Raw genomic sequence first — 19,944 nt, 5'->3', positions numbered from 1 at the left:
AAGTGGGACGCGTGCCGCCCGGTGCTCGCCCCGGCAGCGAGTGATCCCGGCGGGTTACCCCTTTCCCGCGGCGTGGCACGCTCCTTGAAAAACGGTTTCCCGACCGAGCCTGCAGGACGCATCCCGCGTCAGCCGCGCCGGTCCGGGAGAGCTTATGAAAAACAGGATATGGAACAGCGTCCTCTTGCTCGTCGTGGTCACGGTGCTTGGTGTCTTCGCCTTTTACGTGAGGGTGGGGGCTACCGCCGACAAGGTCGTCGTGCTGCGCACCTCCGGGATGACCTGCGGCGCCTGCGTCAAGAAGATCAACGAGGCGCTGCAGACCCAAAAAGGGGTGGCGGCGACCGAGGTGGATCTTGAAAGCGGGCTCGTCATCGCCGGTTACGACTCGAAGCAGGTGGCCCCTGAACGGCTGGTCGCCGCGGTAGAGAAGTGCGGCTTCGCCTCGAAGGTCGCCGGCGTTCTCACCCCGGAGCAGTTCCGCACCATGGCCGGGCGCGACCTGGGCGGCAAGGCCGCCGCCGGCGGCTGCTGCGGCAAAGGCGGCTGCGGCGGGAAGAACTAAAACGCGTTCAACGTTCTACGTTCTACGTTAAAAACAAGGCTTTCGCGAGCCGAGAAAAAAGGAGCAACACATGGTTCAGCAGAAAAAAGGATTGCAGACCCTCGTCATCGCCCTCTTCGCCATCGCCGCCATGGCCACCGTCGCCGTCGCCTTCTCCCTCCCCGGCATGGGCAAGTACGAGAAGGTGAAGCCGGTGAACGGCGCCGTCACCATCCCGGTCGCCAAGGTGAACGACGGCAAGGCGCACTACTACAAACTCGCCGACGGCGGCAAGGAGATCAACTTCTTCATCGTGAAGGGAAGCGACGGCCAGCTCCACACCGCCTTCGACGCCTGCGACGTCTGCTACCGCGAGAAAAAGGGATACGAGCAGCAGGGCGATAAGATGAACTGCAACAACTGCAACCAGAAGTTCGCCATCAACAAGATCGGCGCCGCCTCCGGTGGCGGGTGCAACCCGTCGCACCTCTCCGCCAAGGTCGACGCGAGCAACGTCACCATCTCGGTCACCGACCTGAAGGCGGGCGCCCGCTTCTTCTAGAAACCGTTCTAGGTTCTACGTTCTACGTTCTACGTTGAAAACCTTACCGGGCGTACCCGCCCCCGGAGGGGGAGGGACAGGGAGGGGGCATTGACCGACATTTCCCCCCTCCCGACCTCCCCCCTCCAGGGGGAGGAGATCCCCCTCTCTCCTTGCCCCCCCTGGGCGCTTCAAGGTTGACACCCGTCAGCCCCCCGGTGTATTACAGAAAGTGCAGTCAGCATCAGGGGGTATTACGTGAGCAAAGACAAAGACGAGCGCAGCAAGAGGTCGCACCTCAGGCTCGTGGTGAACAACGCGGAGATGCGCAGCGCCAGACCTTCGGCACCGGAGCAGGAGTTCGTCCCGCTCGAGGAGCTGATCGCCAACCGCGACGCGTTCCGTTCCGCCTTCTACCGCGGCATGGGAAGGCTGCAGACCAAGGGATACCAGTCCCTGGAACGCTTCCTGGCCGGCCGCGGCGCCCCTTACGGCATCGACCCCGTGCACGGCAAGGTGATGGTCCTCCCCGCAGGACACCTCTCCCCCGAATCGCTCGAATACGGCTCGCCGCAGGACGAGGTGCTCCTCAGCATCTCCGAGGACGCCGGCGGCACAGGCCTTTGCTTCTCCCTGGAGATGATCCTCCCGTACTTCAGCGAGGACGACCAGGTCATGGAGGAGGCGCTTCTCTTCGCCCCGGTCCTGCAGTACGGCGCCCTGTTCCTCGAGGAGAACCCACACGACGGCATGCTCGATCTCATCTACCGGCTCGCCGTGCCGCTCTATCCCCCCGTGCTTACCGCACGGCTCGCCGAGCGGATGTTCTCCATCTTCTCCTTCGAGCTGAAGGAAACCTTCCTCACCCTCTCCGACTACCCCGAATAAAAGGCAAAGAGGGGGTGCTCCCGCCGCACCCCCGATGTATTGCTTGAAAAAAAAGTGCAAATCTGTTAGACAGACTGGGGATTTTCCCGAAGCCTGCCCGGCTTCCCTGCAGCCGCTTCCCGGGCCGCGTCCTGCCGCTTATGGGGAATACCATTGTTATGGGAGGAACCTCCGCCTCCCCTGGAATTTGCATTGATTGTGTTGGCTGGCCCCATGTCCACCATTCCAATCTTACTTGCTAGGGTGTCATCATGAAGATGCTTGCCTTTGTCCCTTTCGCGCTGGCCGCGCTGCTTCTCACCTCTGCCGGCAACGCCCGTGGCGACTCCTGCGTCACCTCGGCCTGCCACGTCGAAATTTCCAAGATCGCCGTTCCGCACGCCCCCGTCAAGGACGGTGACTGCGCGAGCTGCCACAACGCCGTCTCCAAGGAGCACCCGATCAAGGGGGGGAAGAGCTTCCAGCTTGCCGCCAAGGGGGGAGCGCTCTGTACCGGCTGCCACGACGGCCTCGCCTCCAAGAAACTGGTGCACGCGCCGGTCAAGGGGGGAGAGTGCGTCGCCTGCCACAAGCCGCACGGCAGCTCCGGCCGTTTCCTCCTCGATAAGGGTGACGACCAGAACCCGCTCTGCACCGGCTGCCACGACCAGGCGACCTTCCAGCAGCGCTTCATGCACGGCCCCGCCGCGGTCGGCTCCTGCACCGAGTGCCATGATCCGCACCAGTCCCAGGAGAAGGCGCTTTTAAAGCAGAACGTGCGCGACACCTGCCTCAGGTGCCATTCCGACTTCGCCAACCAGTTGAAGGCCGCCGCCTTCCAGCACCCGCCGGTGAAGAAGGACCCCTGCACCATCTGTCACGATCCCCACGGCTCCGGCGTTCCCATGTTCCTCGTCAAGAAGATGCCCGATCTCTGCATCTCCTGTCACGCCCCCATCGGCAAGAAGATCGCCGAGGCGAAGGTGCTGCACAAGCCGATCAAGTCCGAGGCCGGCTGCAGCAGCTGCCACTCGAGCCACTTCTCGAAGGCGAAGGGGCTTTTGGCCTTCACCGAGATGGAGACCTGCCTCTCCTGCCACGGCACGGACAAGCCTCCCCTGAAGAACATCAAGAAGGAGATCGCCAACAAGAAGTACCTGCACGGCCCGCTCAAAAACGGCGAGTGCAAGGGGTGCCACGACCCGCACGGTTCCAACTATTTCCGCATGCTGGGCGGCAGCTATCCCGAGACCCTCTACGCCCCCTACAAGGACGGGCTGTACGACGCGTGTCTTAAGTGCCATGAGAAGAACCTGTTGCGCTTCGCCGACACCACCATCTACACGAAGTTCAGAAACGGCAACCGCAACCTGCACTACGTCCACGTGGTGAACAGCCGCAAGGGGCGCACCTGCCGCGTCTGCCACGCACCGCACGCAAGCAGCGGCGAGAAGCTCATCAACGTGGAAGGGGTGCAGTTCGGCGAGTGGAAGGTGCCCCTCAACTTCAAGACGACCGCAACCGGCGGTTCCTGCGCCCCCGGATGCCACCGCCCCCTCGCCTACAACCGCGACAAGGCCGAGGATTACAGCATCAAGTAACGGAGAACCCGTGCCCGGCACGGCAAGCAACACCCATAGGTCAAGGAGAAAAAGGAGATGTCAGCAATGCTTCGTGGTAGCAGGTCGTTTCATGCGGGGAGAGGTATCATGGTGCTGGCGCTCGCGCTGGTTGCCTTCGGGCTCACCGGCTGCGGCGCGAGAAAGCTCGGCTCCGGCGAGCCGGTGTTCTGGCCGCCCGACCCCAACCCCCCCAGGGTCCAGTTCCTGAAAGGGATCTCCGCCTCAAAGGACGTCACCGGAGACAAGGCCAGCGTGAAGATCCTCTCCCTCTCGAACGAGGAGGAGGACACCAACAAGATCATCGCCAAGCCGTACGGCATCGCCTCGAACAAGGGGCGCATCTACGTCGTCGACACCATCCAGAACAACGTCGCCATCTTCGACCTGGTCAAGCAGACCTACGAGATCCTCCCCGGGAGCAAGGGGCAGGGCAAGCTCAAAAAGCCGATCAACATCGCCGTCGCCTCCGACGGCAACGTCTTCGTCGCCGACACCTTCCGCAAGGAGGTGATGATGTACGACGAAATGGGCAACTTCGTCAGGGCCTACGGCAAGGACATCCAGATGAAACCGGTCGACGTCGCCGTCGACGACAAGAACATCTACGCCCTGGACATCTCGAACAACGAGATCAAGGTCATCGACCGCCAAAGCGGCGACCTTGCCGGCTCCATCGGCAAGGGGAGCGAGACCCAGCAGGGGCTGTCGCTTCCCACGAACCTCACCATGGACAAGGACGGTTACCTCTACGTCACCAACGCTGGCACCGGCAAAGTGGTGAAGCTCGACCGCGACGGGCACATCGTGCACACCTTCGGCGGGCTCGGTGACTCCTTCGGCGAGTTCGGCCGTCCCCGCGGCATCTCCGTCGACGACAAGGGACGCATCTACGTCGCCGACGCCTCGCACCAGAACGTGCAGATCTTCAACGAGACCGGGCGCATCCTGATGTTCTTCGGAGACCCGGGCTACGTCTACGAATCGCTGAACCTCCCCGCCGGGGTGATGGTGATCAGGGACAACCTCGACTACTTCCAGAAGCTCGCCGCGCCGAACTTCATCCTCGAGGAGGTCATCGTGGTGACCAACCAGTTCGGGCCCGTGAAGGTCTCCTTCTACGGCCTCGGGCAGATGAAGGACTTCAAGGGGTACGACAATATCCCGAAGCCGGCGCCCAAAGGGAAGGGCGACGCGGAAGGGAAGAAGTAACAAAGTTCACTGAAATGCCTGGGGAGAGGTCGCGCCTGCCGTAGCGGCGGGCGCGACAACCCTTGCACGGGATTCCCACGGCGACCCAAGGGGCACATGGCACGACTCACGCTACATATCGCGGCTTTCCTGATGGTTTTCGCCATCCTCGCCGGGTGCGATCCCATCACCAGGCACAAGGTCCTCTCCACGGTGTTCGACGGGGTGCCGACGCTCCCGCCGCCCGAGGAGATCTGTACCCAGTACGCGGATGCGAAGCTCACCGAGTACAAGGAGGAACTGGCCGGGGCCAAGAAGGCCGCCGAGGCCGGGGACGTTTCCAACGGTTCGGTGCACCAGCCCTACGACGAGAAGAAGTGCGACAACTGCCACGACAAGTCCAAGGACGACGGTCTGGTGCGCCCCGCGAAGCAGCTCTGTCTCATGTGCCACAAGGACTTCTTCAAGGACAAGGGGCATTACCAGCACGGCCCCGCCGCGGTCGGCGACTGCCTTGCCTGCCATGTACCCCACAACTCCGCCTACACTTCGCTTCTGAAGGTGGACAGAAAGAACATCTGCGATCTCTGTCACAAGGAACAGCGCGCCGCGCTCGGGCTGCACAACAAGGTCGCCGAGCGTAAGATGGTCTGCGCCGACTGCCATAACCCCCATTACGGGACCACTTCGTTTTTCTTGAAATGACCGGGATGGGATGATGCGGCGCAAACTTCTTTTCATACCGCTTGGCCTGCTCCTCGTACCGGAGTGGGCGGCGGCGCAGGTGACCAACATCCTTGCGCTGAGAAACCTCAGGCAGAGCGTGGAGACCACGTACCACCTGAAGGCGGCGCAGGCGGATCTCGTCTCCACGACGCAGCAGTCGCTGCAGGAGGACTATCACCTGGGGCTCGACTACGCCGTTTACCGCGCGCGTCTGCTGCACGGCGAGATCGGGCTCGATTTGCGGGCGGACCAGAACCTCTACATGGGGAGCGAGCGCTCGACCAACGACACCTACGGTTTCGGCCTCTTGTACAACATATCGGGTATCTTCCTGGACCGCTTCCCTTATCCGCTTTCCTTCAGCTTCACCTCGGACATCGCGGACGTGCCGCGTGAGTTCGCCTCGAGTTATCAGCAAAAGAGCAACTCCCTTGCGCTCCACCTCCCGATCTCGTCGACGTTCCTGCCGATCACCTTCGGCTACAACAGGACCTCCAACCAGACGAGCGGACTCGAGCTCGACAGCCGCTCCCAAAGCAACTCCTACACCTTCGGAGCGAGTCACAATTACAAGAACAGCGAGACCTACTTCACCCTCGTCGGGAGCACCCTGAGCCTCACCACCGACAACGACGAAGCAAGCCAGCAGAGCAGCAACATCGACGCGAACCTCCGCAACAGTCTCAACTTCTCCACCCCGTACCTGAACAGGATTTTGAACACCCGCGCGCACGTTGTGACCCAGCGCGGCGTGAACGAATCGCGCACCACCGATCTCGGCGCGTCTTTGAGCTGGGACCTGGGGCGCGCGCTCGAGAGCGGCACCGACTACAGCTTCACCATGCGTGAAGAGCCGACCCAGATCCAGCGCACCCACAACGCCCGCGCCTGGCTGCAGCACAGGCTCTTCAAAAGCCTCACCACGAGGATCGAAGCGGAAGGCAACGACCGCAGCCTCTCGGCGGGTAGCGAGCAAAGCGGCGGCGGCGGCCTCGTGCTTGACTACCACAAGCTGCTCCCCAACGACAGCAGGATGCAACTGACCGCCGGCAGGCACTACCTGGTCACCGCCAACAAGCTGAGCGACAGCGGCATCGACGTCTTCGCCGAGGCGCACGCCGTGGACCAGCTTCTCGTGATCCCCCTGAGCCAGCAGAACGTGGTGGAAGGGTCGGTCAAGGTCTGGAACCAGGCGAGGACCCGCGAGTACGACCCCAACCTCGACTACGAGGTGCGCCAAAACGGCCTGACCACCGAGGTGGTCATCAGGACGGGCACCTCGCGCATCGTCGTGGGGGACCTTCTCTCGATCGACTACAAGGTGCTGGTCAACTCGGACATCACCTACTCCACCACCAACGATGCGCTCGGTGCGGACTTCACCTTCCTGGAGAACAAGTACCGCGTCTTCGCCAACTGGAACCGTACCAGCCAGGCTCTCATCTCCGGCAGCGCCGACCAGATCAACCTCGCCGGTTCCACCTCCTATCGCCTCGGGGGGGACACGAGGTTCGACGACGACGCCGGGACCCTCTCCGTCGAGTACACCCGACTCGTTTCGAGCGCGGAGAAGAGCCAGACCTACAAAGGGGCCTTCATGCGCAGCGGCTCCTGGATGCAGGGGCGCTACACCATGAACCTGACCGACCGCTACCTGATCCGCGAGAGCGACCTCGTGAGCAAGGGGAACACGGGGGGGAACTCCTCCAACGTGTTCTCCGCGAGCGGCAGCTATTCGAAGATGCTGGAGAACACGGCCCTCGTAACAGCCACCGGCAACGTGCTCAACAACACGGGGTACATCGACAACACGAACCTCTCCCTTTCTCTCGACGTGCGCTGGAACGTGCGCAAGCTCACCTTCAACGTGAACTCCCAGGCGAACTTCCGTTACTCCGGCTCCGGATGGACCAGCGACCAAACCCTCATGCTGCGCATGGCGCGGCAATTCTGACGGCAAAGGATGAAAACATGAGCATAAAGAATTCGATCATCTTTTTCCCGTTGCTCGTTTTGCTGCTTCTCTCCGGCTGCGCCGGGAGCGCCCCGCAGCGCCGGGGAGGCGACTACCGCGAGCTGCAGTGGCCGGCACTCCCCACCCCTCCCCGCATCACCTGGGTGAAGGAGATCCGCGACTTCGAGGACGCCGGGATCTCCAAAGGGTTCTGGCAGCGCGCCATCGAACTGCTCACCGGCGAGCCGGACCAGCGCATCGGCAAGCCTTACGGGGTCTACGTCGACCAGAAGGAGAGGATCTTCGTCGCCGACGTGGGCCTCGCCGTGGTCCACATCATGGACACCGACAAGAAGAGCTACACCGTCATCGGCGGTGGGAACCCGGCCCTCCGTACGCCGATTGCGGTGACCGGTGACGATCAGGACAACATATACGTGTCCGACGCGGGGACCGGTATCGTCTACCGCTACGCGCTCTCCGGCGGGAAACTGCAGCGCTTCAACCTGACCGCGCTCGACCGCCCCACCGGCCTTGCCTTCAACGCCAACAACCGCTTCATCTACGTCTCCGATACCGCGAGCCACCAGATCGTGGTCTACGACCTCTCCGGAGCCGAGCGCTACAGGATCGGCGGGCGCGGCACCGGGGCGGGTCAGTTCAACTACCCCACCGACCTCTTCGTCGACGCCTCTGGGCGCCTGTACGTGACCGACGCGCTCAACTCCCGCATCCAGATCTTCACCGCCAACGGCCATTTCCTGAAGCAGTTCGGCCGGGCCGGCGACACCTCGGGGAGCTTCGCCCGCCCGAAGGGGGTTGCGGTCGACAGCGACGGTCACGTCTACGTCTGCGACGCGCTTTTCGACGCAGTGCAGATCTTCAACGACAACGGACGCGTGCTGCTCGACTTCGGCTCGCACGGGAGCAACCCGGGGCAGTTCTGGATGCCGGCCGGTATCTTCATCGGCAAGGGCGATCTCATCTATGTCGCGGATTCCTACAACAGGAGACTGCAGGTCTTCAGGTACCTGAGGGTTGACGACCCGCAGGCGGGCGCCCCGCTGCCGGTGCCGGGTGAATCCAAATGAGAGGGATCACGATCAAGGCAATCCACGCGCTCTGCGCGGCGGCCCTGCTCCTTCCCGGTGCGGCGACCGCCTCATCCCAGGGCGCCCGCATCGTCAACACGCCGCACAACCTCTCCGTCAGCGGGGGGGGCGGTGCGCACAACGTAAAGGCGACCGAAGAGGTGCGCATCTGCGTCTTCTGTCACACGCCGCATCACGCCGCGAGCGAAGGGCCGCTTTGGAGCCGCAAGTCCAACTTGAGCATCTACGTCCCGTACGCGTCGACCACCATCAAGGCGAATCCGCAACAGCCCAAGGGGCCCTCGCGCCTCTGCCTTTCCTGCCATGACGGCGCGGTCGCCATAGGGGTGCTAAACGGCGACTTCACCGTCTCCAGCCTCGGCAAGATACCTGGCGACACGAACCCGGCGCTCAACGCGAACCTCGGGACCGACCTCTCCACGAGCCACCCGGTCTCCATGACCTACGGTCTCTCCGGCGAGCTGAACGACAAGGGGACGCTCGCCAACAAGGGGATCAGCCTCTCCGAGGACACCTACGTCGAGTGCACCTCGTGCCACGACCCGCACAACAACCAGTACGGCAACTTCCTCGTGCGCGACAACTCAACGGAACACGACCTCTTGTGCCGTGACTGCCACAACAAGACCGACTGGGCCAACGCCGACAACACGCACCGCACCGGCGGGGCGCGCTACAGCAGCACGGTATCCGCCCAGGTCGGTGCCGACGGTTGCCGCAACTGCCATCGTCCCCACTCCGCCGAGCGGGGTGTGCACCTTCTCAAGCAGCCGACCTCGCTTTCCGGCGAGGAGAGCAACTGCCTCGGGAGCTGCCACTCCGGTGCGTCCTACAACACGACGACCGGCATAGACATCGCCACCCAGATCTCGCGCACATACAGCCACAAGATCCAGATCTACTCCGGTATCCACAAGGAAGACGAGACGCTGCCGGTGACGTCCGACAAAAAACACGTGCAGTGCGTCGACTGCCACAACCCGCACCGCTCAGGCTACCAGGGCTCCCCCTTGGGCGACCCGAACCCCGCGGTCACCCCCGCCTCCACCGCGCCGTACGTGAACGGTCCCCTGCGCGGGGTACGCGGCGTCGACGTGAACGGCAACGCCCTCGGCGGGGACGGTTCCGCCCGTTACGAGTACGAAGTCTGCTTCCGCTGCCATCAGGGCACCTCCGCCTCCTCCTTCAAGACTGCGAGTCTTAGCCGTCCCGTGCGCGCCTTCTCCACCTACGACGAGGGACAACGCTTCGCCACCGGGAACCCCTCCTACCATCCGGTCGCCTATGACACGGTGGGGAGGACCGGCAGGAGCCTTCTCTCCTCCTTGCAGAACAGCCAGTTCCGGATCTATTGTTCCGACTGCCATGCCCCGCACGGCTCCGAGGAGCGTTACATCCTGCAGGCGCAGAACGTCGATACCTTCCCCTCGGCGGCGACGTCCTACCCGCTCTGCTTCAAGTGCCACGACCAGCTGTACCTGCTCGACCCGATGAACGTGCCGCACTCCAATTCCGCGGCCATGCACCAGTCGCACGTGCGTGACCATAGCGCACCCTGCTCGGCGTGTCACGATCCGCACGGCGTGCCGAGCTCGCTAAGTGCCAACACCACGAACGGAGCCCACCTCGTCAACTTCGACACGAGGTACACGGGAGACGCCCCGGTCTACAACGCCCCGGCCCGAAGCTGCACCCTGGCCGGCACCTGTCACACAAGCGGTGGCACCAGGACCTACTAGAGAAACAACCGTATAGCAGACAACATTTCGCCCGCTCCGGCTTTTGCCGGGGCGGGCGTTTTGCTTTGCGAAGTCCCCTTTGCGAATTCCCCAGCGAAAGCGCCCCTTAGAGAGAGTGGCCATTACGTAACCCCTTCGCCCAGGGGGGGCAGTGAAAGGACGGCCCCCCTTCCGTGTTATCCCGTGAAAACCCCGCGCACCCTCCGCGACAAGACGGCATGCTCCTCCCGAAAACGCCCTTCGCCCATTTTTTTGCTTCACTCCCAATTAAAAAAAATCATAGCAAATCGCCTCCTTGCATCGTCTTGTCTTTCTCCCTCCGAAAAAAAATCGGTCCCCAAATCCTCGTGGCACCGCAGTTGCACAATAGGTAATCGTAGTGCTTTTCGTGGCCATTTTCGGGCAAATGACGGATGGCCCAGCCAGCCGACCAGGCCCAGACAAAGAAAACGAACATGAAAGGAGGAGGTGTCCAAGTCCAAAGTTCATTCCAGTGTAACCGTGTAGCACCAGGCAGTAGATGGAATATCATTCAATCGAAAAAAGGAGAGTACAAATGAACAAGAAGATCGTATTATCTGCACTCGGCATCGTTGCTCTGTCCACGAGCATGGCATTCGGCCTCACGGCGCCCAAAGGTGGGGTTGTCGGCTCCATCCACGACATGAACATCTACACCGGCACCACCCCGGACAGCCAGGGCCGCGTATGTGCGTTCTGCCACACCCCGCACCACGCTGCAACCGAAGGCAACGACTACCTCCCGCTGTGGTCGCACGCCCTGCCGAACACCTCCTACGTTCCTTACTACAGCGCAACCATCGACTCCACCGTCGACCCCTCCACCATGATGGAAGGCCCGAGCAAGCTCTGCATGAGCTGCCACGACGGCGCTATCGCGGTTGACACCCACTACGCAACCACCGGCACCAAGAAGCTCGACTCCGACACCTTCGGCACCGCAGCTATCGCTCAGACCGCTTCGCTTTCCAACGACCACCCGATCGGGTTCGTATTCGACCAGGCTGACGGCGGCGTGGCCAACGGCCCGGTAACCGGCAACCCGGCTGACAACACCCCGAACGCAGTAGGCAAAGACAACTGGATCCGTCAGAAAGGCGCTACCTACATCGACAACACCAGCCTGAAAATCCAGGATCGTCTCTATGCCGGCAGCCAGGGCCCGATCATGACCTGCGCTACCTGCCACGACGTTCACAACAAGAAAAACGTCGACGACCCGACTAAGACCAACTATCTGCTGCTTTCTCCGAACACCGATTCGAAACTCTGCCTGACCTGCCATATCAAGTAACTTGAACGGTGGTCGAGGCAGACCGCAGGAAGCATTGAACCAGAAATAAGGGCCGGGCCCTGTGGCACTTCGACCCACAGTTACTTATGAACACTAAATCGAAAAGGAGAACATATATGTTGAGAAAAGTTGGGATAGTCTCCGCCCTTCTGCTCGCACTCCCGGCATTCGCCAATGCGTGGACCGTCACGGCGAAGATCGGCAGCGGCAAGGGCACCGTCTCCGATGGCGTGAAGACCATCGCACTTGGCCAGACCGGCGTTCCCTCCATCGGGTACTACAAGCAGGACAACGTGACCGGTCTTACCAGCCAGGTATTCACCGTTGACCCGGATGCAGGTTACTCGATCTCCTCCGTCATCATGAACGGCGCAGACGTGACCGGCACCGTGGCTCAGGACGCAAACGGGACCTACACCGTCAACGCCGGTTCCCCGATCAGGAACAGCCAGTCCCTGGTGGTTTACTTCAAGCAGAACCTTCTGACCGTGACGGCTACCCAGCCGTTAGCAGGCGGCAGGATCGTCCTGCAGCGCTGCAACGCTTCCGGCGTTGTCTTCGGCTCCAGCAGCATGTACAGCCTCGCCAACCTGAAGCCGGGCGCATACGTGAAAGTCGTTGCCCTGCCGAACGCAGACTACGCTGTTGCCAGCGTGGCCGGCGACACAACCGTGACCGGCGCAGCCGGCGACGTGGTTTCCAAGGTTGTGCAGGTGAACGCAGCCGGCTCCCTCACCGCTACCTTCGGCCAGGTTCCGGTGGTTAAGCCGAACTTCTCCGTCAGCACCAACATCGCAAGCCCGGGCGACAGCGTTACCGTCACTGCTTCTTCCGTGTCCAACATGACCGGCGTGACCTATGCTGCCACCACCACCGCGGCTGACGCAACCGTGACCGGCACCAACCCGTTCACCGTTAAGTTCCCGACCTCCGGTACCTACGCCGTGACCGTGACCGCCACCGTCGGCGGCCAGAGCTTCCCGATCACCAAGACCGGCATCATCACCGTTCAGCCGAACAACGCCTGCACCACCTGCCACAGCAACCGCAACGCGGTCATCACCACCGCATGGCAGACCGGCGCACACGGCAACGCTTCCGGCCACACCACCGGTACCTGCCAGCGCTGCCACGCAACCGAAGGCGCTATCGCAGGCTTCGCAGCCGGCTACACCGGCGGCTACGCCGACGTGCTTAACAACGCCGACGCCAAACTGGCTTGGGGCTCCGTCCAGCCGCTGGCTTCCAGCAACGGCATCAGCTGCACCGTTTGCCACGCTCAGGATCCGCACAACGGTGGCAACAACCTCCGCGCAGTAAACACCTACGACACCGCAGCCAAAGCTGCTGTGACCTGGGACCCGAACGGGAACGGCAAGCTTGACCAGTACGACGTCTGCACCGGCTGCCACACCCTGACCAACAACGCAGGTACCGTGGTCGGCAACTACCACGACGGCAGCTCCCCGAGCGTTGAGCGCACCATCACCGACTCCCACTACGACAACCCGGCAACCACCTCCGTCGTGGAAGGCTACAACCTGCGCAAAACCGGCGATACCCCCTGCGCCGACTGCCACAACCTGCACAAAGCTGACGTAGCAATCCAGGAAGAGTGGGCTGAGTCCGGCCACGCTGGTAAGATCCTTGCCAACAAGACCGCCGCTCTCGAGAGCAACTCCATCCTGTACTACGGCGCAGCTGCCGGTACCGATCCGTACTCCCTCCGTCCGGGCAGCACCAGGACCTACATCGAAGACTACAAGCGCACCATCGTTGACGCTACCAACGGCACCCTGAGCGCAAACGCTCTCCTCAAGACCGTAGGTGCAACCGAGACCACCGGTGCTGCCTGGGTTCACTACAACTGGGATCAGACCCAGGGTACCAACAACCGCGCAACCTGCGAGAAGTGCCACACCGCAACCGGCGCTGCCAATTACATGAGCGCTCCGGCTACCTACAACGCAGCTAACAACAACTTCTCGCACCTCCCGGGCTGGACTGCAACCACCGGCTCCGGCTCCAACGAACTGCTCTACTGCTGGGGCTGCCACTCTGACTCCGCAACCGGCGCGCTTCGCAACCCGGGTGCAGTCAAGGCTGACTACAACTACAAGGGCGCCGTTGCAACCTACCCGGATGTACAGGCTTCCAACACCTGCCTCTCCTGCCACATCGGCCAGGCTTCCGGCGACAGCATCACCGCTCTTACTGCAGCAGGCAACACCTTCACCAACGTAAGCTTCGTAAACTCCCACTACATGGCAGCAGGTTCGCTCATGTACGTGAAAGGTGGTTACACCAACTTCGTCCCGGCTAACACCGCAGCAGGCACCGTTTCCTACGGCCAGTCCCTCACCTCCGACGCTGACATGACCGTTGATGTCACCGGCGCAGCAGTAGCAGGTGCCCTGACCTCTACCCACCGCAAACTGGGTACCGCTGCAATCCACGGCGACTCCCACAACCCGAGCTTCTTCGTAGCCGGCAACCTTGACAGCGACGGTCCTTGCGTCACTTGCCACTACGCCAAGGGTGATGTAACCAAGGGCGACAACGGCGTTGCCGACCACACCCTTGAGTTCGGCACCAAGACCGTCAACGGTGTCTGCGTCAAGTGCCACAGCAGCGAAGCTTTCGATGCTCCGAGCCTCGAGACCTTCGTAGAAGAGCAGTCCGAGCCGTTCCAGGCGACCCTGACCCTGGCACTCAACCTGCTTTCCACCAAGTACAACATCACCTACAACCAGTCGGCTTACCCCTACTTCTACGACCAGAGCGCAAGCGCTGGCGCAGTGAAGAACTGGACCCGTTCCAACTTCCTCGCCACCCCGCTTTCCGCTGCTGACGCCGAGAAGCTCATGGGCGCATGCTTCAACATCAACCTGCTGAAGCGCGATCCGGCTGCATACGCACACGCTCGTACCTACGCACGCAGGCTGCTGTTTGACACCATCGACTTCCTTGACGATGGCGTCATGAACCAGTCCGCAGCAGCTACCGCAGCTGCTTCCGGCCAGAAAGATGCACTGGGCAACGACGTGTTCGTGAAAGGCGCGACCGCAACTGATACGCTCACCACCGAAGGTTACAAGTACCTCGCTGGTTACAACCGTACCTCCGGTGCCTGGAACGCTTGGGTCCGTCCGTAGTAAGATCTGAATCTTGATTTGATGCAGTCTCTGCCCCGCCTCGAAAGAGGCGGGGCTTTTTTCCAAACGGGTGAGGGGGACAAGGTCATGAAGAAAACAATCCTAGCATTGACTATCGCAGCAGTTATTCCTTTCTCCGCTCATGCCGCAGAATTCAAGATCCACGAAACCGAAACCGAAATCATCGTCGAGTACAACGGCGATGCTCAAGGCAAGTCATCTTCCGATAAGGTGGTGGTAACGCCAGTCGAAGTAAAGCCCGCGCCGGTGCAGGTTGCCAAAGCCCCGTCCAAAGCGAATAAAGAAGATGATGAAGAAGAAACCAAATCAGTTGGGAAGTTGGCGAGAAAACAGCAAGAATTGGCCAGGGCCAAAGCGCGTGTCGCTCGCGCCGCCTTGAATGCCAAGAAAAATCGCGATCTCTCCACCACCGACCCCAACGACTATTATCAGCCCCAAAGTACTCCCGAATAGCGCCTGTCGTTTGCGTAGTCGCCGATTCTGTCCGCTTCCACCGTAGTCATGCCGTGTAACGCCGACCCTCTCCCTGCTCCTTCATTTGCACCGCCATCTTAACATTCCACTTATTGAAACAGATGTGATCACCAGGATGTCACCGGCCGTATAGCCGTCTTTTTGACGGTATCGAATTACTACGCCTTATGCCTGACGTCGTGGCCTGGACAACGCGAGAAGGCTTACTTGCGACTTGGCTATTAGAGGGACGCTCGATTGGTAAGAAGAGGGGGGGGGATGGCTGGATAAAAATCCAAATTAAAAAAAGACAAGTTTTTAGGGCATTGCAAGCGGGGTGCCGTGAGGCACCGGTGAAACCTAAGTAGATATAACCCTTGTGGTATACGCATTGCAGAGAAAACTTATGTGCCGTTTTTAACTGTATTCACTGCGGCAAATCGCGTAGCGGCATTGCCGTCTCCTGGCAGAACACGGGGGAGTGATTTTGAAGGACGGGCCGAACCTTATCGTTCCTCAACGCAGTAGCTGCAGACTAAATCCACAAGGAGTATACATGTTGAGAAAAATCGGGTTCCTCTGTTTCCTCGTGCTTGCGCTTCCGGCGTTCGCCAATGCGTGGACCGTCACAGCAAAGATCGGCAGCGGCAAGGGCACCGTCTCCGATGGGACCAAGACAATTGCGCTGGGCCGGGTTGGTGTACCCTCCATCGGGTATTACAAACAGGATAACTTAACCGGCCTTTCCAGCCAGACCTTTACTGTAGATCCTGAGACAGGCTACTCAGTTTCCTCTGTCATCCTGAATGGGGTAGACGTGACCGGCACAGTGGCTAAGGACGCAAACGGCACCTACACCGTTCAAGCGGTCCCAGCTGGTTATGTGTCTATCAGGAACAGCCAGTCCCTGGTGGCTTACTTCAAGCAGAACCTTTTCACTGTGACGGCCACCCAACCCGCGGCAGGCGGCAGAGTCGTCTTGCAACGCTGCGACGCCTCTGGTGCCGTCTACGGTTCCAGCAGCATGTCCAGCCTCAATTTGAAACCGGGCGCATACGTGAAAGTCACCGCGCTGCCGAACGCTGATTATCTAGTCACCAGTGTAGCTGATATTGTCGTGAACGGACAATTAGGCGATGTTATTTCCAAAGTGGTGCAGGTCAATGCAAGCGACGCCTTCACCGCGGATTTTCGCCAAAGAGTGGCTGTCAAGCCGGACTGCCGCATTAGTTCTTACCTGCTTAGTCCAGGAGATACACTTACAGTAACTTGTACGGACATACCTGGTACTACTTATGCTGTTTCCACTAGTGCTACAGATGGAATTGTGACAGGGACGAACCCTTTTTTCATAAAGTTCCAGACCTCCGGTACTTTTAGTCTGACCTTCACTGCCACCCTCTTAGGCCAAAGCTTCCCGGTCACCAAGGCCGGCATCATCACCATTCAGCCGCACAACGCCTGCACCACCTGCCACAGCTACAGGAACGCGGTCATCACCACCGCATGGCAGACCGGCGCACACGGCAACGCTTCCGGCCACACCACCGGTACCTGCCAGCGCTGCCACGCAACCGAAGGTGCCATCGTAGGGTTCGCAGCCGGTTACACCGGCGGCTACGCCGACGTGCTTAACAACGCCGACGCTAAAGCTGCCTGGACCACCGCTTCCACCGGGCTCACCTCCAGCAACGGTATCAGCTGCGCCGCCTGCCACGCTCAGGATCCGCACAACGGCGGCAACATCCTCCGAGCAGTAAACACCTACGACACCGTTGCCAAAGCGCCGGTAGTCTGGGACCCGAACGGGAACGGCCAGCTTGACCAGTACGACGTGTGCACCGGCTGCCACACCCTGATAAACAACTCCGGAGCCCTGGTCGGCAACTACCACGACGGCAGCTCCGCCAGCGTCGAACGCACCATCTCCGACTCGCACTACGACAACGCTGCAACCACCGCCGTCATCGAAGGCTACAACCTGCGTAAAGCAGGTGCGACCCCCTGCGCTGACTGCCACAACCTGCACAAGGCTGATGTAGCAATCCAGGAAGAGTGGGCCGAGTCCGGCCACGCTGGTAAGATCCTTGCCAACAAAGAAGCAGCCCTCGTGACCAACGCGGCCCTTTACTACAACGTGCCCAGTGGTTTGGTTCCATTTTTCCGTCCGGGCAGCACCAGGACCTACCTTGAAGACTACAAGCGCACGACCACAGACGCTGCCAACGGCACCCCGAGCGCAAACGCATTACTCAAGACCGTCGGTGCAACCGAGACCACCGGAGCAGCATGGGTTCACTACAACTGGGATCAGACCCAGGGTACCGGCAACCGCGCTTCCTGCGAGAAGTGCCACACCGCAACTGGCGCTGCCAACTACATGGGCGCTCCGGCTACCTACAACGCAGCTAACAACAATTTCTCGCACCTCCCGGGCTGGACGGCAACCACCGGCTCCGGCTCCAACGAACTGCTCTACTGCTGGGGCTGCCACACTGACTCCGCAACCGGCGCACTGCGTAACCCGGGTGCAGTCAAGGCTGACTACAACTTCAATGGCTCCCCTGCAATTTACCCGGATGTGCAGGCTTCCAACACCTGCCTTGTCTGCCACATCGGACAAGCTTCCGGCGAGAACGTCACGGCACTCACCGCGACAGGCAACGATTTCACAAACGTAGGTTTTGTGAACTCCCACTACATGGCAGCCGGTGCTCTGATGTACGTGAAAGGCGGCTACGTCAACTTCGTGGCACCGCAGACCCAAGTTGCCGGCACCACCGGCACCGGGATCGTGTCCTACGGTCAGACCATGACCTCCGACGCCGACCAGACCGTTGACGTAACCGGCTCAGCAGTGGCTGGTAAGCTGACCTCTACCCATCGTAAACTCGGTATGACTAGCATTGACCATAATCCACGCCCGATTGAGTTCATGTCGGGCTTTCCCGACACCGGTGGCCCGTGCGTGACCTGCCATTATGCCAAAGGCGATGTCGCCATGGGTGACAACGGTATTGCTGAGCACACCCTTGAGGTCGGCACCAAGGCCCTCAACGGAATTTGTATCAACTGCCACGCCTCTGAGGTGTCTGACACTGTTGCTCTCAAGACCTTCATTGAGGAGCAGTCCGAACCGTTCCAGGCAACCCTTACCCTGGCTCTCAAGGTCCTCGAGGACAACTACAACATCACCTACAACCAAGCCGCATATCCCTACTTCTACGACAAGAACGCCACCAACGGCGCTGTCAAGGACTGGACCCGCGGTGGTGCACTTAACGCTGCACAGGCTGAGAAACTGATGGGCGCGTGTTTCAACATCAACCTGCTGAAGCGCGATCCGGCTGCCTACGTCCACGCCCGTACCTACGCTCGCAGGTTGCTGTACGACACCATCGACTTCCTTGACAACAAGGCGATCGACCAGTCGGTCGGTGCTACCGCACTTGCTTCCGGCATGGTTGACGCGAACAACCAGCCGCTGTTCGTTAAGGACACCGCAGCATATAACACCGCAGTAGGGGCTGACGGTAAGACCTCCATCACCACTCCGTATGGCACCACCACCAGTGGGATGCTTTACATCCTCGCCTGGAGCCGCACCACTGGTGCATGGGCTGCTTACGAGCGTCCATAAAGCTGGGATCCAATTTTCAACTCAATACGTATGTGCCCCGCCTCGAAAGAGGCGGGTTTTTTTGCGCTATGGTCAGGGGGAAGCAAATTGGCCATTAAACGTTATAAGTCTACTCGCGTTCCCACTTTGCGAGGTTGGTCCTGAAATTCCGGGACATCAAGTTGGTCGCCTCCACAAAGCGAAGCAGTAGGCATAACGTCCCCCACCCCACACACTTTGCGAAGGGGGACGGGGCGGATTTGCCTTGGTCTCCGCCGCGGCACAAAAAAAGAGGGGACGATTGCTCGTCCCCTCTTTCATGCAACGGTGTTGCCTGTAACTATTTGCCGATCGGCGGGTGCCCCGGGGGCATGGTCTGGCCGCCCGCAGGCTGGCCGCCCTTGATGCCGGAGGCGAAATAGATGACGTCGAAGGTGCGGTTCAGGCTCTTGCTGCTGAAGGAGTTCATCGGCATCGCGTTCTCGATCTCGATCTCCTGCCCGACCTTCAACTGCATGATCGGCAGCGCAACCCAGACGCTCTTGCCGTCCTTCTCGAGGCGCGCGTAGCTGTACCCGCCGGCATCCATGGTTTCGGCCACCTTGCCGCCGATCGCCTGCATGGAGATCGGAGGAGCCTGGTCATGCGCCACGAGCCCATCCGAGAAGATGATCTCGTCGAACTTGCGGTTCAGCGACTTGCTGGTGAAGTTCTTCAGCACCATCCCCTTCTTGACTTCAACTTCCTTGCCCACCTCCACCTTCGGATCACCGCTTACCGCGGCCCAGGTGGCCTTGCCGTCCTTCTCCACCTTGAGGTAGGTGTACCCGGCCACGTACATGCTCTCCGCGACCTTGCCGGAGAGCGCGCGCACTTCGTAATCGGCGGGCTGCGGCGCATTTTGGGCCGCGGCGGGGTCTGCCGCCGGTTTAGCCGCAGGCTTGGATACCGTGGTGCATCCCGCCTGGAAAAGTGCCATGACGCCAACTGACATGCTCGCTGCTGCTACCATCCGTTTTTTCATACCTTGTCTCCTTACTCATTTCATATTGCCGGTGTTACATGGGCGGCTGTCCATACAGCCGCTC

The 19,944-nt window shown here is 60.8% G+C and carries 14 protein-coding genes; 13 read left to right on the top strand and 1 reads right to left on the bottom strand.

Annotation, left to right across the window (positions count from 1 at the left end; all coding sequences use genetic code 11):
- Window positions 1-154 precede the first annotated feature (154 nt).
- The 13 genes from D6Z24_RS18010 (at window position 155) to D6Z24_RS17950 (ending at window position 18,877) form a co-directional block, all read left to right on the top strand.
- The gene (locus D6Z24_RS18010; protein ID WP_129128000.1) at window positions 155-565 is read left to right on the top strand and encodes a heavy-metal-associated domain-containing protein; all 411 of its coding nucleotides are present in this window, start codon (window positions 155-157) and stop codon (window positions 563-565) included.
- Window positions 566-635: 70 nt separating this feature from the next.
- Window positions 636-1,106, top strand: coding sequence for a DUF2318 domain-containing protein (locus D6Z24_RS18005; RefSeq protein WP_129127999.1), 471 nt, complete (start codon window positions 636-638; stop codon window positions 1,104-1,106).
- Window positions 1,107-1,343: 237 nt separating this feature from the next.
- Window positions 1,344-1,973: a hypothetical protein gene (locus D6Z24_RS18000; protein ID WP_129127998.1), complete on the top strand. Its 630-nt coding sequence runs from the start codon at window positions 1,344-1,346 to the stop codon at window positions 1,971-1,973.
- A gap of 251 nt (window positions 1,974-2,224) precedes the next feature.
- Window positions 2,225-3,553 carry a cytochrome c3 family protein gene (locus D6Z24_RS17995; RefSeq protein WP_129127997.1) on the top strand — a complete coding sequence of 443 codons (1,329 nt, stop codon included), beginning with the start codon at window positions 2,225-2,227 and terminating at the stop codon, window positions 3,551-3,553.
- Window positions 3,554-3,661: 108 nt separating this feature from the next.
- On the top strand, window positions 3,662-4,783 hold the full coding sequence (locus D6Z24_RS17990) for an NHL repeat-containing protein (protein ID WP_162605181.1): 1,122 nt from the start codon (window positions 3,662-3,664) through the stop codon (window positions 4,781-4,783).
- A gap of 96 nt (window positions 4,784-4,879) precedes the next feature.
- Window positions 4,880-5,467, top strand: coding sequence for a cytochrome c3 family protein (locus D6Z24_RS17985; protein ID WP_129127995.1), 588 nt, complete (start codon window positions 4,880-4,882; stop codon window positions 5,465-5,467).
- Between the two features lie 13 nt (window positions 5,468-5,480).
- Entirely contained in the window at window positions 5,481-7,442 is a 1,962-nt protein-coding gene (locus tag D6Z24_RS17980; RefSeq protein ID WP_129127994.1) for a hypothetical protein, read from the top strand.
- Window positions 7,443-7,459: 17 nt separating this feature from the next.
- Complete coding sequence (locus D6Z24_RS17975) at window positions 7,460-8,533, top strand: 6-bladed beta-propeller (protein ID WP_129127993.1); 1,074 nt, start codon at window positions 7,460-7,462, stop codon at window positions 8,531-8,533.
- Window positions 8,530-10,293 carry a cytochrome c3 family protein gene (locus tag D6Z24_RS17970; protein ID WP_129127992.1) on the top strand — a complete coding sequence of 588 codons (1,764 nt, stop codon included), beginning with the start codon at window positions 8,530-8,532 and terminating at the stop codon, window positions 10,291-10,293. The genes D6Z24_RS17975 and D6Z24_RS17970 overlap by 4 nt, the downstream gene beginning before the upstream one ends.
- 556 nt (window positions 10,294-10,849) lie before the next feature.
- Window positions 10,850-11,608 (top strand): cytochrome C, encoded by a 759-nt coding sequence (locus tag D6Z24_RS17965; protein WP_129127991.1) that lies wholly within the window; start codon window positions 10,850-10,852, stop codon window positions 11,606-11,608.
- A gap of 116 nt (window positions 11,609-11,724) precedes the next feature.
- Window positions 11,725-14,763, top strand: coding sequence for a hypothetical protein (locus D6Z24_RS17960; protein WP_129127990.1), 3,039 nt, complete (start codon window positions 11,725-11,727; stop codon window positions 14,761-14,763).
- Window positions 14,764-14,850: 87 nt separating this feature from the next.
- Window positions 14,851-15,237, top strand: coding sequence for a hypothetical protein (locus tag D6Z24_RS17955; protein WP_129127989.1), 387 nt, complete (start codon window positions 14,851-14,853; stop codon window positions 15,235-15,237).
- Between the two features lie 556 nt (window positions 15,238-15,793).
- Window positions 15,794-18,877, top strand: coding sequence for a hypothetical protein (locus D6Z24_RS17950; RefSeq protein WP_129127988.1), 3,084 nt, complete (start codon window positions 15,794-15,796; stop codon window positions 18,875-18,877).
- Window positions 18,878-19,196: 319 nt separating this feature from the next.
- Here D6Z24_RS17950 and D6Z24_RS17945 read toward each other — a convergent pair whose 3' ends face one another.
- Window positions 19,197-19,880 (bottom strand): hypothetical protein, encoded by a 684-nt coding sequence (locus D6Z24_RS17945; RefSeq protein WP_129127987.1) that lies wholly within the window; start codon window positions 19,878-19,880, stop codon window positions 19,197-19,199.
- Between the last annotated feature and the right edge of the window lie 64 nt (window positions 19,881-19,944).

This window comes from Geomonas oryzae, from assembly GCF_004117875.1.
Classification (GTDB): domain Bacteria; phylum Desulfobacterota; class Desulfuromonadia; order Geobacterales; family Geobacteraceae; genus Geomonas; species Geomonas oryzae.
Note: the sequence above shows the minus strand (reverse complement) of the source record. Positions and strands in the feature narration are given on the sequence as shown.

Excerpts from the sequence above, each read along its gene's own strand:
- D6Z24_RS17980 (WP_129127994.1), top strand. The coding sequence starts at position 5,481 with ATGCGGCGCAAACTTCTTTTCATACCGCTTGGCCTGCTCCTCGTACCG.
- D6Z24_RS17985 (WP_129127995.1), top strand. The coding sequence starts at position 4,880 with ATGGCACGACTCACGCTACATATCGCGGCTTTCCTGATGGTTTTCGCC.
- D6Z24_RS17970 (WP_129127992.1), top strand. The coding sequence starts at position 8,530 with ATGAGAGGGATCACGATCAAGGCAATCCACGCGCTCTGCGCGGCGGCC.
- D6Z24_RS17965 (WP_129127991.1), top strand. The coding sequence starts at position 10,850 with ATGAACAAGAAGATCGTATTATCTGCACTCGGCATCGTTGCTCTGTCC.
- D6Z24_RS18005 (WP_129127999.1), top strand. The coding sequence starts at position 636 with ATGGTTCAGCAGAAAAAAGGATTGCAGACCCTCGTCATCGCCCTCTTC.
- D6Z24_RS17950 (WP_129127988.1), top strand. The coding sequence starts at position 15,794 with ATGTTGAGAAAAATCGGGTTCCTCTGTTTCCTCGTGCTTGCGCTTCCG.
- D6Z24_RS17975 (WP_129127993.1), top strand. The coding sequence starts at position 7,460 with ATGAGCATAAAGAATTCGATCATCTTTTTCCCGTTGCTCGTTTTGCTG.
- D6Z24_RS17995 (WP_129127997.1), top strand. The coding sequence starts at position 2,225 with ATGAAGATGCTTGCCTTTGTCCCTTTCGCGCTGGCCGCGCTGCTTCTC.
- D6Z24_RS18010 (WP_129128000.1), top strand. The coding sequence starts at position 155 with ATGAAAAACAGGATATGGAACAGCGTCCTCTTGCTCGTCGTGGTCACG.
- D6Z24_RS17955 (WP_129127989.1), top strand. The coding sequence starts at position 14,851 with ATGAAGAAAACAATCCTAGCATTGACTATCGCAGCAGTTATTCCTTTC.
- D6Z24_RS17960 (WP_129127990.1), top strand. The coding sequence starts at position 11,725 with ATGTTGAGAAAAGTTGGGATAGTCTCCGCCCTTCTGCTCGCACTCCCG.
- D6Z24_RS17990 (WP_162605181.1), top strand. The coding sequence starts at position 3,662 with ATGGTGCTGGCGCTCGCGCTGGTTGCCTTCGGGCTCACCGGCTGCGGC.
- D6Z24_RS17945 (WP_129127987.1), bottom strand. The coding sequence starts at position 19,880 with ATGAAAAAACGGATGGTAGCAGCAGCGAGCATGTCAGTTGGCGTCATG.